The 15,347-nt window shown below is 68.9% G+C and carries 13 protein-coding genes and 2 riboswitches; of the genes, 8 read left to right on the top strand and 5 right to left on the bottom strand.

Annotated features, from left to right (window positions below; translation table 11 throughout):
- Window positions 1-7 precede the first annotated feature (7 nt).
- Window positions 8-1,498, top strand: coding sequence for a cardiolipin synthase (gene cls, locus ACW9PK_RS07100; RefSeq protein WP_457015411.1), 1,491 nt, complete (start codon window positions 8-10; stop codon window positions 1,496-1,498).
- 181 nt (window positions 1,499-1,679) lie between these two features.
- Here the strand turns inward: cls and ACW9PK_RS07095 are convergent, their stop codons facing one another.
- The 3 genes from ACW9PK_RS07095 to ACW9PK_RS07085 form a co-directional block, all read right to left on the bottom strand.
- Window positions 1,680-2,744, bottom strand: a complete 1,065-nt coding sequence (locus ACW9PK_RS07095; protein ID WP_457015410.1) for an alcohol dehydrogenase — start codon at window positions 2,742-2,744, stop codon at window positions 1,680-1,682.
- A 137-nt stretch (window positions 2,745-2,881) separates the two neighbouring features.
- Window positions 2,882-3,274, bottom strand: a complete 393-nt coding sequence (locus ACW9PK_RS07090) for an SdpI family protein (RefSeq protein WP_457015409.1) — start codon at window positions 3,272-3,274, stop codon at window positions 2,882-2,884.
- A 285-nt stretch (window positions 3,275-3,559) separates the two neighbouring features.
- On the bottom strand, window positions 3,560-4,987 hold the full coding sequence (locus ACW9PK_RS07085) for an LLM class flavin-dependent oxidoreductase (RefSeq protein WP_457017180.1): 1,428 nt from the start codon (window positions 4,985-4,987) through the stop codon (window positions 3,560-3,562).
- A gap of 77 nt (window positions 4,988-5,064) precedes the next feature.
- Window positions 5,065-5,179, bottom strand: a riboswitch (SAM riboswitch).
- 128 nt (window positions 5,180-5,307) lie between these two features.
- A riboswitch (SAM riboswitch) is annotated at window positions 5,308-5,399 on the top strand.
- A 7-nt stretch (window positions 5,400-5,406) separates the two neighbouring features.
- Here ACW9PK_RS07085 and ACW9PK_RS07080 point away from each other — a divergent pair.
- From ACW9PK_RS07080 to ACW9PK_RS07050, 7 genes are all read left to right on the top strand, one after another.
- Window positions 5,407-6,210 (top strand): ABC transporter ATP-binding protein, encoded by an 804-nt coding sequence (locus ACW9PK_RS07080; RefSeq protein WP_368844784.1) that lies wholly within the window; start codon window positions 5,407-5,409, stop codon window positions 6,208-6,210.
- Window positions 6,211-6,214: 4 nt separating this feature from the next.
- Complete coding sequence (locus ACW9PK_RS07075; protein ID WP_064846527.1) at window positions 6,215-7,264, top strand: aliphatic sulfonate ABC transporter substrate-binding protein; 1,050 nt, start codon at window positions 6,215-6,217, stop codon at window positions 7,262-7,264.
- Complete coding sequence (locus ACW9PK_RS07070) at window positions 7,261-8,250, top strand: ABC transporter permease (protein ID WP_457015408.1); 990 nt, start codon at window positions 7,261-7,263, stop codon at window positions 8,248-8,250. The genes ACW9PK_RS07075 and ACW9PK_RS07070 overlap by 4 nt, the downstream gene beginning before the upstream one ends.
- A 112-nt stretch (window positions 8,251-8,362) precedes the next feature.
- Window positions 8,363-10,495, top strand: a complete 2,133-nt coding sequence (locus tag ACW9PK_RS07065; RefSeq protein WP_457015407.1) for an AMP-binding protein — start codon at window positions 8,363-8,365, stop codon at window positions 10,493-10,495.
- Between the two features lie 9 nt (window positions 10,496-10,504).
- A complete protein-coding gene (locus ACW9PK_RS07060) occupies window positions 10,505-11,023 on the top strand; it encodes a DUF3995 domain-containing protein (RefSeq protein WP_457015406.1) in 519 nt (172 codons plus the stop codon).
- A gap of 145 nt (window positions 11,024-11,168) precedes the next feature.
- Entirely contained in the window at window positions 11,169-12,143 is a 975-nt protein-coding gene (locus ACW9PK_RS07055) for a succinate dehydrogenase cytochrome b subunit (RefSeq protein WP_457017178.1), read from the top strand.
- Window positions 12,143-12,838: a succinate dehydrogenase/fumarate reductase iron-sulfur subunit gene (locus ACW9PK_RS07050; RefSeq protein ID WP_145003731.1), complete on the top strand. Its 696-nt coding sequence runs from the start codon at window positions 12,143-12,145 to the stop codon at window positions 12,836-12,838. The genes ACW9PK_RS07055 and ACW9PK_RS07050 overlap by 1 nt, the downstream gene beginning before the upstream one ends.
- 19 nt (window positions 12,839-12,857) lie before the next feature.
- Here ACW9PK_RS07050 and ACW9PK_RS07045 read toward each other — a convergent pair whose 3' ends face one another.
- Window positions 12,858-13,448: a NifU family protein gene (locus ACW9PK_RS07045; protein ID WP_457015405.1), complete on the bottom strand. Its 591-nt coding sequence runs from the start codon at window positions 13,446-13,448 to the stop codon at window positions 12,858-12,860.
- The gene (gene feoB / locus ACW9PK_RS07040) at window positions 13,445-15,340 is read right to left on the bottom strand and encodes a ferrous iron transporter B (RefSeq protein WP_457015404.1); all 1,896 of its coding nucleotides are present in this window, start codon (window positions 15,338-15,340) and stop codon (window positions 13,445-13,447) included. Before feoB ends, ACW9PK_RS07045 begins: the two co-directional genes overlap by 4 nt.
- Window positions 15,341-15,347 lie beyond the last annotated feature (7 nt).

Below are 15,347 nucleotides of genomic sequence, written 5' to 3'. Positions count from 1 at the left end.
GTCACGGATGTACCCCTGGATACCCTTCGACCTGCTCCCCGCGGACACCCTGCCGGAGTGGATCCTCATCATCCTGGCGGTCCTGGACCTGCTCCTGAAGATCCTGGCCCTGGGCTGGATCCCCCACCAGCGCCGTCCGTCCGTGGCGCTCGCGTGGTTGCTCGCCATCTTCCTGATGCCGTACGCGGGGCTCCTGCTGTTCGTGGTGATCGGTTCCACCCGGTTACCGCGTAAACGCATGGCCAAGCAGGCCCGGATGAACCACGTGATCCAGGAGAACACCCCCGAGCACCTCCCGCTGGGGCCCGAGCTCGCCGAGTACCCGGAATGGGTGCGCACCACCGCGGAGCTGAACCAGAACCTGGGTGCCCTGCCCATGGTGGGCGGTAACGACTTCGAGATCCTCACCGACAATCACGATTCCATGGCCCGGATGGCCTGGGACGTGGACCGCGCCACGGACTACGTGCACTTCGAGTTCTACATCGTGGCCATGGACCGGATCTCCCGCGATCTGCTGGACGCCCTGATCCGCGCCCACGAGCGCGGGGTGCGCGTGCGGATCCTGATCGACCACGTGGGGTCCCTGGGCTACCCGGGGTACGCGGAACTGGTCCGCCAGTTCAACCGCTCCGGGGTGCCGTGGCGGCGGATGCTCCCGATCCGCCCGTGGCGTGGTGAGTGGCAGCGCCCGGACCTGCGCAACCACCGCAAGATCCTGGTGGTGGACGGCCAGGTGGCCTACACGGGCTCACAGAACATCATCCACCGCTCGTACAACAAGAAGAAGAACCTGCGGAAGGGCCTCGAGTGGAAGGACCTCATGGTCCGGGGCACGGGATCCGTGGTCACCGAGTTGAACGCGGTGTTCGTCTCGGACTGGTACTCGGAAACCGACGACCTCTTGCTGGACGAGACCCCTGCCGCACTCGAGCACACGGCCGGGCCCATGTACGCCCAGGTGGTGCCGTCCGGGCCCGGGTTCGAGACCGAGAACAACCTGCGCCTGTTCAACCACCTGATCTACAACGCCAATCACCGCGTAGTGATCTCCAGCCCGTACTTCGTCCCGGACGAGTCCCTGCTCCACGCCATCACCACGGAGGCCCAGGCGGGCGTACGGGTGCAGTTGTTCGTGGGTGAGACCTCGGACCAGTTCCTCGCGCAGCACGCCCAGAACTCGTACTACTCCGAACTCGCGCGCGCCGGGGTGGAGATCTACCGCTACAGCTCCCCCACCGTGCTGCACGCCAAGTTCGTGCTCGTGGACGACATCGTCTCCGTGATCGGTTCCTCCAACATGGACGAGCGTTCCTTCGCGCTGGACCTTGAGGTCTCCGTCCTGATCGTGGACGAGTCGTTCCGCACCCGGATGGAGGACGTCGTGGGGCAGTTCCGCGCCAACTCCACCCTCTTGGACCTGGACGCCTGGGAGAAACGCTCGCTGGGGCGCAAGTTCGTGGAGAACGTCTGCCGCCTTACTTCCGGCCTGCTCTGACGCGCCCCGGACGACGACGCCGCGGGGCCGGGTGCGGCGTCGTCCGTCCCCTCGGTGCCGCCCACCCGGGGCGGGCGCGAGCGTCCGTTCCTCGCCCGGGTGCGCGAACGCCGTCGCCGCCCGCAGAGATCGGGGTGGCGACGGCGTCGTCGTGCACGGTGGGAACGGGGCCCGGTGCGGATCAGCCCGCTACGAGCACCGCGCGGCCGTTGAACGTGCGGTTGCGCAGGCCGTCCAGCGCGGAGTTGACCTCCTGTGCGGTGAGCGGGAGCTCCGTGATGGGCGGCTTGGGCAGATCCGTGTCCTGGGCGAGCTTCACGAGCTCCTTGAGCTCGGGCAGACTGCCCACGAAGTTGCCGCGAATGTTCAGCAGGTTGAACGCGGTGAGCGCGGTGGGGAACTGGTACTGGCCCCCGAACAGGCCCACGCTGACCAGGGTCCCGCCGTTGGCCATGGCGAAGAGCGCGGCGTTGGAGGTGTCCCCGTTGTTGACGAGGTCGATGGCCGCGGCAATCTTCTGCCCGCCGGCCCGGACGATGTCGCCCACGAGGTCCTCGCCGCCCACGACCACCGTGGCGGACGCGCCCACCGCCTGGGCGTTCTTCAGCGCGGCCTCGCTCATGTCCACGGCCACGATGTTCTCGTGACCCAGGGCCTTGAGCACCGCAATGGTCATCAGCCCTACACCGCCCGCGCCGATCACGGCCACGGGCTTATCCGCGGGCAGTGGCATGATCTTCTTGACCGCTGAGTAGGAGGTCAGGCCGGAGCAGGCGAGCGTGGCGCCGAAGGACGGGTCGATGTCGCCCAGCGACACCAGGTAGCGCTCGTCCGGCACGTGGACCTCCTCTGCGTAGCCGCCGCGGCGCTGCACCGAGAGGTTGCGCTTCTTCCCGCTGCAGTAGTTCTCGCGGTCCTCCGAACAGGCCTGGCACTCGCCGCAACCGATCCACGGGAACACGATGTACTTGGTGTCCCCGGGCGTCACCGTGGCGTCCGGTCCCGCGGCCACGACCTCCCCCACGATCTCGTGCCCGAGCACCACGGGGTACTGCGCGCCCGCCGCGGTCAGTTCGTAGCGCCCGGCGCTGCCGAGGTCGAAGTACCCGTCCTGGCAGTGCACGTCCGAGTGGCAGACCCCCGAATTGGTCACGCGGATCATGACCGCGGAGCCTTCCAGTTCGGGCCGTTCCACCTCGAGTTCCTGGGCTGCTCCGCCCGGCTCCGTGTGCGCGAAAACCTTCATGGCCACTCCTTCGTTGCGTGTGTGTAAGTCGCCTTATCAGGTGAGCTGTGTCACTACTCTAGGCCGCTACGCCGAGTTGTCCACGGGTCCGTGCCCGTCGCATCGGGGGACGACGACGCCGCTCACGCGCCCCGGTCTCAGGCGCGGGGTTCTGGAGCCGACTTTTGCGCGGCCCGCCGAGCGGCACGGTTGGCCGGCCCCACGGCGGACACCAGCACCGCGACCTGCAGCAGTACACCCACCAGCCCGGCGACGATGCCCCATTCGGGCCACCCCAGAACGAGCAACACGATCGCCGCCACCACGGCACACACGGCCACGGGAACGGACCACCGCACCCTCGGAAGGGCCGCGGCGTGACCCGCGGACCACGCGGCGTCGGACGCGCGCGTGTGCCGGGTCCGGAGGCCCACGGCCCCGTTGCGATCGAGCGAGCCGGCGGCCGCTGCCCTGACGGTCACCACTGTCACGACGCACACCAGGACCGTGCTGAACGACAGCATGATCACTCCGAGCAGGTCCTCGTCCACGGTTCCCTCCGGGTCACGGGCATTTCCTCCACCCTACGACCGTCACGGATCCGGGCACTGCGGATCCGGTGACGTCATCCGCGAACGCCTCCACGGCAAGGTGCTCCGCCGCAGGGCAGAACCCAGTGGGGAATCCTGGTCGTCGTCAGCTGACACAAGGTCATGACGGGGTCGCTCTCTTCCCCATCGCCAGGGATGGGGCGGTCACGGTGACCGGGGTCGACGACGCCGCCCTGCCGGACCTGCGGGACCGGGTGCGAGCGGCGTCGTCGTTGGAGGGAGGTGTCAGCCCACCAGCTCGCGGGACGGCGTGTCCGCGACGGAGGGCTCGCCCACGAACGCGCCGCGGTACTTCGCAGCGGGATGGGTGTCCTTGACCCGGGGACGGCCCTCGCCGTAGAGGGACTCGCGCAGGGTGGTGCCCTCGTACTCGGTGCGGTAGCGCCCGCGCTTCTGCAACTCGGGGACCACGTACTCCACGAAGTCCTCGAAGGAACCGGGGCTCACATGGTAGGCCAGGTTGATGCCGTCCAGGCCGCCCTCGTCCACCCAGGTTTCGAGCTGATCCGCGACGGTCTGCGCGGAGCCCACGAGGACCGCACCCATCCCACCCAGGGCGCAGTGCTTGGCGATCTCCTCGCGCGTCCACTGCTTGTCCTTGGACTGCAGCGTGAACGGGGTCAGGAAGGACTGGATGGAGTCGGTCTTGATGTAGTTCAAGGCCTCGTCCTCGTCGAACTGGGACAGGTCCACGCCGGACCACCCACCGATGATCGCCTGGGAGGCCTCCAGGTCCACGTATTGCAAGTAATCGCGGTACTTCTCCTGGGCCTGCTCGTCCGTGTCCGCGACGACCACGGAGAGCATCGCGTAGATCTTGACGTCGTCACGGCTGCGGCCCTCGGCCTGAGCCCGGTCGCGGATCTTGTCAGTCACGAAACGCGTGAGGTCCGGGCGCAACCCGCCGATGAACACGGCTTCCGCGTGCTTACCCGCGAACGCCTGCCCGCGCGAGGACGCGCCGGCCTGGAAGATCAGCGGTGTGCGCTGCGGGGACGGTGCCGTGAGCCCCGCTCCGGGAACCGTGAAGTGCTCCCCGCTGTGCCGGATGGGATGGACCTTGGTGGGATCCGCGTAGACACCCGTCTCACGGTTCTGAACCACAGCGTCCTCCTCCCACGAGCCCTCCCAAAGCTTGTAGCACACGTCCAGGAACTCCTCCGCGATCTCGTAACGCGTATCGTGCTCAATCTGGCGCGGCAGGCCCTGGTTCTCCGCAGCGGACGGAAGGTAGGAGGTCACCACGTTGAATCCCACGCGGCCCTTGGTGAGGTGATCCAGTGTGGCGTACTTGCGGGCCAGGGTGTAGGGCTGCTCGTAGGTCACCGCGCTCGTCACGCCGAAGCCCAGGTGCTCGGTCACGGCGGCCATGGCCGAGACCTGCATGAACGGGTCGTTGACCGGGAACTGGGCCCCGTCACGCACGGCCGGAGCCGCGGAGTTCTTGTAGATGTCGTAGATGCCCACCACGTCCGCAAGGAACAGGGCGTCGAACTTGCCCCGCTCCAGCAGCTTGGCCAGCCCCGTCCAGTACTCGATGGTGTTGTACTCGGTGGCCCGGGACCGCGGGTGACGCCACAACCCGAAGCTCTGGTGATCCACGCAGGTCATGTCGAACGCGTTGACGGAAATCCGTTTGCTCATCTCGGTCAGCCCCTCAGCAGGAACACGACCCGCGCCCCGTGCACCACCTACGGCGGCCTACCTTGCGGGTCCAGCGCGCTTGTGTGGCGCCGTACTTGCCGCATGCGGTGTGTCATGCGGCCCGATCCTCACCTGGGGCACCCCGCTACGGGAGAGGGTTGCCGTCCGACAAGCCAGGGCTAAACGTCGGCACTCGTGATCGTTGTGGCATCGATCCTAACGGGGATCCCCGGTCCTCGGAAACACCTCGGGTTACGGCACGTCACGACGGCGCCCCGGCGCGTCACACGATTTGCACCCGCGGGCTCCCGGCCCGTTCAATGGTGTGGTTCCCATCCGGAGCGGCTGAGAGACCTGGCTCGTTGACGTCGCAGCAACCAGCCCCACGCGGGCAAGGTGCTAATGCCAGGAACGATGGAGTTGATGAATTGAGCCATATCCTCACGCGCCCGGAATCTGCCGTCGACGCCGCTGCGGTCACCTTCGACCGGGTCGGCAAGTCCTTCCCCGCACACCACGGAGCGCATGTCCACGACGTCCTGAGGGACGTGACCTTCACGGTGCGTCCGGGCGAGATCGTCTCCGTCCTGGGCCCCTCGGGGTGCGGCAAGTCCACCCTGCTACGCGCCGTGGCCGGGCTCGGCACGGCGAGCGAGGGCGAAGTCCGGATCGACGACTCGGTGGTGCGCGAGATCGACCCGCGCTGCGCCGTCGGCTTCCAGGAACCGCGGTTGCTGCCGTGGCGCAGCGTGGCGCGCAACGTGGCACTGGGTCTGCCCCACGGGACTCCCGCCCGGGAAGGGAAGCGGCGGGTGGCGCAGCTGTTGGAGCTCGTCGGCCTGTCCCACCACGCGAATCACCGTCCCTCGGAGATCTCCGGGGGCATGGCACAGCGCGCATCCCTCGCCCGGGCCCTGGCACGGAACCCGCGGGTCCTGCTGTTGGACGAGCCCTTCGGGGCCCTGGACGCCCTGACCCGGATCAGGATGCAGGATCTGCTGCTGGACGTGCACCGCGCCGATCCCACGACCGTGCTCATGGTCACCCACGACGTCGAGGAAGCCCTGGTGCTCTCCGATCACGTGGTGGTGCTCGCGCGGGAAACGGCCACGGGCCCCGCGACCATCGCCGAGATCATCTCCCCCGAGCTGGCCCGCCCGCGCTCCCGCGAGGACAGTGAGATCACCGCGCTGCGCGCCCACCTGTTGGCCTTGCTCGGCGTGGAGCGCTGAGCGCATGGCGCAGTTGTCCCGACGCCGCGCCCTGCAGGCACTCGGCCTGTCCGCGCTGGCGCTGCCCCTGAGCGGATGCGTCATGGAGGGCGAAGGTCCGGGCCGCGGTGTGGCCGGCGGTTCCGCGCACGAGATCTACCTGGACTATGCGACCTACAACCCGCTGTCCCTGATCATCAAGGCCAAGGGCTGGCTCGAGAAGGTCGCCGAGGCCCACGGTCAGACCGTGACGTGGGTGTACTCGGCCGGTTCCAACAAGGCCAACGAGTCGCTACGCGCCGGGGTCGTGGACGTGGGCTCCACGGCAGGTTCCGCCGCACTGCTCGCGCGTGCCAACCGCTCGCCGATCAGGACGATCGACCTGTTCTCACAGCCCGAGTGGTCCGCGCTCGTGCGCACCCCGGACTCCCCCGTGCGCACCGTGGCGGATCTCGCGGGCACGTCCGTGGCCGCGACGAAGGGCACGGATCCGTACTTCTTCCTCCTACAGTCCCTCGGCGCGGCGGGCATGAGCGCCCAGGACGTCACCGTGGTGAACCTGCAGCACGCGGACGGGCGCACCGCGCTGGACACCGGTCAGGTGGCCGCATGGTCCGGACTGGACCCCGTGATGGCCGCCGCGGAGAAGGCGGGGGACGTGCTGTTCCACCGGCAGTTGGAGTTCAACACGTACGGGTTCCTCAACGCGCGGGAGGTGTTCCTGCAGCTGAACCCCACGGGTGCGCAGGACGTGGTGAACACGTACGCCTACGCGCGGCAGTGGGCGCTGCAGCACCCGGAGGAGGGGATCGCGATCCTCGCGGAAGGCGCGAGCATCGATCGCGACACCGCCCGGCGGGTCTGGCAGCGCACCCACCTGGACATCGACCCCGTTCCGGGCCCCGAACAGCTCGCGGTGCTCGAGCGGGTCGGGCCCATCCTGGTGGAATCCGGGGACGTCTCCTCGCAGCAGGACGTGGACGAGGCGCTCGCGAACATCGTGGAGCAGCACTACGCACAACACGCCGATGCGGCCGCCGTGGCCCAGGTGATCGAAGGGAAGCAGTCCTCATGAGCACTCACGACACCTCCTCCGCCGCACCGCGGTCCTCGGACGGCGCGTCCCGCGAAGCACCGGGCGGCACGTCCTCCGAAGCAGCTGGCGTCACTGCGGTGGCCACACTGTCCGACGACGACGGACGCCACGGGGCGGGCGTGGTGGCGCCCGGCGACGTCGCACCCCCATCAGACACCCCTGCCGCGGCGGATTCCCGCACGCGTCCCAGCGCGCTGCGCAATCCTTGGGCCCTGGGGCTGATCGGGATCGTCCTGCCCGTGCTGCTGGTGCTCGTGTGGCACACCCTCTCCACGAACGGGACCTTCTCCCCCGTGCAGTTGCCGCGCCCGTCCGCGGTGCTCGCCGCGGGATGGGAGCTGCTGCGCAGCGGTGACCTGTGGTTGCACGTGGGGATCTCCACGCAGCGCGTGATCGTGGGCTTCCTGATCGGCAGTGGGCTCGGGCTGTTGCTCGGCGCGTTGCTGGGGCTCTCCCCGTGGGCGCGGGCCATCGGCTCGCCCACGATCGGCGCGCTGCGCGCCGTGCCGTCCCTGGCGTGGGTGCCGCTGCTATTGCTGTGGATCGGGATCGGGGAGAACTCCAAGGTGACCCTGGTGGCAATCGGCGCCTTCTTCCCGGTGTACACCACGGTGTCCGCCGCGCTGCGCCACGTGGACCGGCACCTGATCGAAGCCGCACGGTCCTTCGGGCTGCGCGGGGTCAAACTCTTCACCACCGTGCAGTTGCCCGCGGTGCTGCCCTCCGTGATCTCCGGGCTGCGTCTGGCCCTGGCCCAGGCGTGGTTGTTCCTGGTGGCCGCGGAACTGCTGGGTTCCTCCATGGGCCTGGGGTTCCTGCTCACCGATTCGCAGAACAACGGCCGCACGGACCGGTTGCTGCTCGCGATCCTGTTGCTGGCCGTGCTGGGCAAGCTCACGGACGCCCTGCTCGGCATCTTCGAGTGGTGGACGCAGCGGCGCTGGAGCGTGGCCGGAACCAGGTGACAACCCGCCCGGTTCCCGCCGGCGCCCGCCGTTCCACCGCGGCCCGGTCGTTCCACCGGGGGCCCGGCCGTTGCAGACACCGACCGTTCGGATCGACATCACAGGAGGACTCGTGACCGGTACACACTCGTACTCAGACCCCGCTCACCCCACACCGAACCCGGCGTTGATCTCCGACGACGCCCGGGTGCAGTTCTGGGTCGAGCAGGCCGGGCGGCTGGACTGGGCGCAGCCATGGCACACGGCTCACCGGTTCGAGAAGCCGCAGCGCACGGGTGAGGACCACGACGGCAACCCCACTTACACCGTGCCCGAGATCGCGTGGTTCGAAGGCGGGAAACTCAACGTCTCGTACAACTGCGTGGACCGCCATGTGGCAGCCGGGCGTGGTCAGCACGTGGCCCTGTACTTCGAGGGTGAACCCGGGGACCGCCTGGTCTATACCTACGCGGACCTGCAGCGTGAGGTATCCAGGGCCGCCAACGCCCTGCTCCGACTGGGCGTGGAGAAGGGCGACCGCGTGGTCATCTACCTCCCGGTCATCCCGGAGACCGTGATCATCACGCTCGCGTGCGCGCGCATCGGGGCGATCCACTCGCTCGTGTTCGGCGGGTTCTCCGCAGAAGCCCTCAAGTTCCGGGTCGAGGACACCGGAGCCAAGGTCCTGGTGACCACGGACGGGCAGAACCGGCGCGGCGCCGTCGTCCCCGTGAAGATCAATGCGGACGAGGCCTGCAGCGGTGAGAACAGCATCGAGCACGTGATCGTGGTGCGCCGCACGTCCCGGCCCGGGCGCACCGATCTGCCGCGCGGCACCCGGGGCCTGCATTCCAAGGACGAGGAACTCGTGCCGTGGACCCCCGGGCGTGACGTGTGGTGGCACGAGCTCACCGCGGGCGTCTCGGACGTCCACGAACCGGAGGCGTTCGACGCGGAGACGCCCCTGTTCATCATCTACACGTCCGGCACCACGGGGAGGCCCAAGGGCCTGGTCCATACGATGGGCGGGTACATGGTGCAGACGGCATATACGCATGCCCTATTGTTCGATCTGCTCCCGGACGTGCCCGACGCGTCCGGGGTGCTGCGCCCGGACGAGCTCTCCACCGTGAACGACCCCGCCAAGGTGGGCTCCACCGTGCACTGGTGCACCGCGGACCTCGCGTGGGTCACCGCGCACACCTATGAGATCTACGGCCCGCTGGTCAACGGCGTGTCCCAGGTGATCTACGAGGGCACGCCCAACACCCCGGATTACGGCCGCCACTTCGAGATCATCGAGCGCTACGGCGTGACCAACTACTACACGGCACCCACGCTGATCCGCTCGCTCATGGGAGCGTTCCCCAAGGGACTACCCCCGGTCTACAACCTTTCCTCGATCCGGTTGCTCGGCGCCGTGGGCGAGTCCATCAATCCGGAGGCGTGGCGCTGGTTGCGCACCCAGGTGGGCCGCGACGAGGTGCCCTTCGTGGACACGTGGTGGCAGTCCGAGACGGGCTCGTGCGTCGCATCCCCACGCCCGCACGATCCGCAGTTCGCCCCTCCCGGAACGTTCGACGACGCCGCTGCGCACAGCTCCCTCAAGCCCGGTTGCGCTACGCGTGCGGTCCCCGGCGTGTCGGTGCGGGTTCTGGACGAGGCCGGCGAGGAAGTGGCCCCGGGGTTGCAGGGTTTCGCGGTGGTCGACAAGATCGGCCCGTCCATGGCCCGCACGGTATGGGGCGATCCGCAGCGCTACCTGTTCTCCTACTGGGCGGCCTACGGCGAGCGCGGTTGGTTCCTGGCCGGGGACGGCGCACGCACCGATGACGAGGGCGACCTCTACATCCTGGGGCGGGTGGACGACGTGATCAACGTGTCCGGGCACCGGTTGTCGACGATCGAGATCGAATCCTCCCTGGTGACCCACCCCCACGTGGTGGAGGCCGGGGCCACCCCGATCCGCGACGCGGTGACGGGCCACGCCATTTTGGCGTGCGTGGTGCTCACGGCGGATGCGCAATCGCTGTCCGCGGAAGAGGTCCGCGAGGAGCTGCGCGCGCACGTGGCCCAGGAGATCGGCCCGATCGCCAAACCGCGCGAGGTCATCGTGGTTCCGGATCTGCCCAAGACCCGTTCGGGGAAGATCACGCGCCGCCTGCTGACCCAGCTCTACGAGGGCGAGCAGCTGGGCGACCGTTCCTCGCTGCAGAACGAGGAAGCGCTGGACGCGATCGCGGAGGTCTTGGCAGAGCGCGCTTAGCTTGACCACATGAGCTTGTTGTCCCGATCCCGCGACGGTCGCAGCTGGGTCTGGTTGGCGTGTGCGGCCGGGGTCGTGCATACCGGATTCAGCCTCTACTGGGCTTTGGGCGGGCACTGGTTGCTGGACACCGTGGGGCAGTGGGCGGTACGGCTGTCCTACGAGGCACCCCTGGCCGCCGGGCTGGCGCTGGGCATGGTCTCACTTTTCAAGCTCATGGCGGCCGTCATCCCAGTGGCGGAGGCCTACGGCAGGGTGCCCTGGCGGCGGTTCTGGCGGGCCCTGAGCTGGGTGGGTGCCGTGGTCCTGGTGATCTACGGCGGGGCCAACACGGTAATCAGCAATGCCGTGCTCATCGGGCTCATCCGCCCAGCCACCGGATACGAGCGACAAGCCATGATCGGTCACGCATGGTTGTGGGATCCACTGTTCCTGGTCTGGGGTGCCGCGCTGCTGATCCATCTGTGGCGGTCCCGGCCTGCGCGGACGCGCACGCACGGCACACGTGAATCACTTATCGGAAGGTGAACATCCGCACGAAGAAAACGACCGTGGAACCCACGCCGCCAACTGCAGGTGACCACCGCCCAGGTTTCTCCCCGATCCGTGACGATGACCGCGTGTGACCCCGCGAACTGATATGTCCCGAAGGAACTTCTAGGATGGCTCAGTGATGAATCCCGCCGCCCAGCCCTCGACCGAGCGAACCGTCATCGGCACCACCCGCCCGGCCGCCGCCCCCGCGGATGCGCTTACCTCTGCCGGGATTGCTGCCGTGGCCGGCGATGCCTGGCAGCGCATGTTCGGGGACGCCCACAGCTCCGACCTCAAGCTCGCCATGGCCGCCTCGGGCACCGTGTTGAGCGTGTTCACGGTGGGGCACATGGCCGGGAACATGCAGGTCTACCTAGGCCGGGAGCACTACAACGAGTACGCCGAGTTCATTCGCACCGTGGGCGCACCGGTGCTGCCCCGCACCTCGGTGTTGTGGGTCGTGCGGATCGGGCTGCTCGGAAGTGCCGCGACCCACGTGCTGGCCGGCACCGAGCTCACGCTGCGGGCCATGCGGGCCGAGGGCCGCACGGTCACGGATGCGCTCCGGCCGATCACGTGGCGGGTGGGTGCCGCCGCGCAGAAGGTGCGGGGTGGCTTCCCCCTCGCGCCTCCCCCGGGTGGGACGCAACGGTACCGGAAAGCGGCGTTCAACGGCGCCTTCCTGGCCAGCCGCTCCGATCGCCACGCGCCACGTCAGCGCCCCCGGGGCCGACGCCGCTCCGTCCCCCGGATCATCGCCCGCTCGATGCGCTCCACGGGCGCGGTGCTCGGACTGTTCACGGTGTACCACGTGCTGGACCTGACGGCGGGCGCCCGTCCGGCCGCGTCCGTGGATCACGCCCACGGTGACGCGTACGGCAACCTGGTGGCGAGCCTGTCCCGGCCGTCCGTGGCGGTGTTCTACACGGCCTCGATGGCCGCGCTCGCCGGACACATGATCCACGGGCTGCGGACCGCCGCGATGGACACCGGGGTGACCGGGACCGCGCGACGCGTACGACAGGTGGACACGATCGCTAAGGCCGTGGGCGGCGTCGTCGCCCTGGGGAACGTGAGCATTCCCGTGGCCGTACTGACCAAGGTGGTGCGCTGATGCTGTTGACCGTTCACGTGTGGCGCCAGGCGGGCGAGGACGAACCCGGTGGCTTCGAGACCGTCCACCCCGTGCAGGCCCGCGAGGACATGAGCGTGCTCGAACTGCTCGATGCCGTCAACGAGACGCTTGAGCGCCAGGGTGAAGAGCCGGTGAGCTTCGACGACGGCTGTCGCGAGGGCATCTGCGGCAAGTGCGGCGTGACCGTGGACGGCGTGGCCCACGGACCGGAGAAGAACCGGGCCTCGTGCACGCAGTCGCTCAGGGCCTACCGGGACGGGGACGAGATCTTCATCGAGCCCCTGCGCGCGGGAGCGTTCCCGGTCAAGAAGGACCTGTCCGTGGACAAGAAGGCCCTGCGGCGCGTGGCCAAGGAGGCCAAGTTCCCGGTCGCGATGAAGGCATTGAACACCGCCGGGTGCATCAGCTGCGGCGCGTGCGTGGCCGCGTGCCCCAACGGTTCGGGGCAGCTCTACGTGGGCACGCTGCTCAAGGAACTGCCGCCGCTCGCCAAGACGCCCGAGGAACGCGACGAGCGCTCGGGCAAGGTGCTCGACGCCGCCGAGCACGAGTTCGGCCCGTGCTCCCTGCTGGGCGATTGCACGGAGGTCTGCCCGGCGGGGCTGCCACTCGAGAACCTCACCGCGGTGGCGCGGGAGAACCTGCGCCGGAAGGACCCCGAGAAGTACGGCTGAGTTCCGCCGCGCGAGGAGTTCAGTCCTTGCGCCACCGGGGGAAGGGCAACCGCAGCGGTCCGGCGGGACGCGCGGTGGTGCGGGCCGCCGAGCGTGAGTCCTCAACCACCGTGGCGTCCGGGATCCTGCGGGCCAGTGAACACTGGAACCTGTCCTGCAACGTGACCTTCGCGGCGGGGCACCCGTGGCACGCGCCCTCCAGACTCACCGTGACCGTGTGGCCTTCCACGCCCACGATCTCGATCCGGCCACCGTGCGCCCCAGCTAAGGGTGCGATCTCCCGCTCGAGCACTTCCTGGGCGAGTTCCCGCAGGTCGGCATCGCTCGCGGTGTGCGGCGCGGCATGGGCGGCGCATTCGCCGACGGCGTCGCGCACCTCGGCCGCGATGTCGCGCCATTCGCGCCCCACACCCAACTCGGTGTCGATCCACCCGGCCCCGCCGGTCGCGCGCCGCAAGGTTCCGTGAACCACGAGACGCTGCAGCGGGCTGTCCGGCTCCGCCGTCGTGTGAGCCAGGGAATCGCTGCGCCCGGTGAGCACCCACCGCAAAACCCGCGGATCCGAGGTGGCCTCCGGGTGCATGAGTACGGGCTCGGTCCTGATGCTCACGACCCCACCACCCACGCCGTCACGGTGTGGCCGAGCCACGCCGCGGAGTATGCCAGCGCGAACATGTACAGGATAGCCACGGCGGGCCACTTCCACGAGTTGGTCTCGCGGCGCATCGTGGCCAGTGTGGACACGCACTGCATGGCGAACGCGAAGAACAGCAACAGCGCCACGACCGTCGGTGCGGTGAACACCCGCTCACCCTCGCGCGGACCGTGCGTGTAGGTCATGGATTGCAGAGCTTCCCCGGGATCCTCCGGATCCTCCGCGGCGGCCACCTGACCCATGGTCGAGACGAACACCTCACGCGCCGCGAACGAGCCGATCAGGCCGATGTCCACGCGCCAGTCGAAACCGAGTGGCTCGAAGACGGGCTCCACGGCCTTGCCCGCGCTGCCGGCCCACGAGTTCTCCATGAGGGACGACTGTGCCTGGGCCTCGTCCATGTGAGCGGTCTCCGCCTCGCGGGCCGGGAAGCTCATCAGGACCCACAGCACCGCTGTGACCACCAGGATGATGGTGCCCACCTTGCGGATGAACATCTTCACCGGCGTCCACACCGCGCGCAACAAACCGCGCAGGGTGGGAACGCGGTACGGGGGCATCTCCAGGTAGAACGGGAGGGCTCCGCGCCGCAGCACCGTGGCCTTGAAGATCCGGGCCACCACCAGGGACGCCAGACCACCCAGGAGGTACATGCCGAACAGCGCGGCGCCCTGCAGACCCACGGGACCCCAGCTGGCGTCCGCCGGGACGACCATGGAGATCAACAACAGGTACACGGGCAGCCGGGCCGAACACGTCATGAGCGGAGCGGACATGATGGTCGTGATCCGGTCACGCGAGGACGGCATGGTCCGCGTGGCCATGATCCCGGGGACCGCGCACGCCATGGACGAGAGCATGGCCACGAATGCGCGGCCGTCCAGCCCGCTGCGCGCCATGATCTTGTCCATCAGGAATGCCGCGCGGGACATGTATCCCACCGATTCCAGGATCGAGATCATGAGGTAGAGGAAGAAGATCTGGGGCAGGAACACCAGCACCCCGCCCACACCGCCGATCAGTGCGGTACCCACGAAGTCCGCGAAGAACCCCGACCCCAGGTTCTCGGATGCCGCCGCACCCAGGGAGTCGAAGACCCCCTGGATCGCATCCTGGATGGGGGCGGCCACGGTGAAGATGACCTGGAAGAACCCGAACATCACGCCGAAGAAGACCAGCGTTCCCCACACGGGGTGCAGCAGGACGCGGTCGATCCCCGTGGTGGCCCGCGACTCGTGCGGTGCCCGGTAGCTCGCGGCGTCCAGCACGGAACGGATCCAGGCGCCGAGCTGGGCCTGATCCCCCGTGGGCGGCGGGACGAGTGCCACGGGCCACTGGGCGGCGCGGCCCAGCAGCTCCCGGACGTCGTCGATCCCCCGGCCCTTGTGCGCCACGGTCTCCGCCACGGGCACCCCGAGCGCTCGGGAGAGGGCGGCGGTGTCGATGTCCCCGCCGTGGCCGCGCAGCTCGTCGATCATGGTCAGCACCACCGCGGTGGGCCGCCCCAGCGCGAGCGCCTCCGCGCACAGTCCCAGGGCGCGGTGCATGGTCGTGGCGTCCAGCACCACGAGCAGGGCACCGGGTGCCTCGTCGGTTTCCAGGGCTCCCGTGAGGTGGTCCAGGACCACCTGCTCGTCCGGGCTCGCGGGTTCGAGCGAGTACGTCCCGGGGAGGTCGGTGAGCGTGATCCTGCCGGCGGGGGTGGCGGCCACACCTCGCGAGCGCGTGACGGTCACGCCGGGGTAGTTACCCGTGGCGGCGGTCAGGCCGGTGAGCCGGTTGAACAGGGAGGACTTGCCGGTGTTGGGGCATCCGATCAGGGCCACCTCGGCGGCGTCCAGGGACACGGTGTTC

Source organism: Kocuria sp. MNB10 (assembly GCF_054073685.1).
Note: the sequence above shows the minus strand (reverse complement) of the source record. Positions and strands in the feature narration are given on the sequence as shown.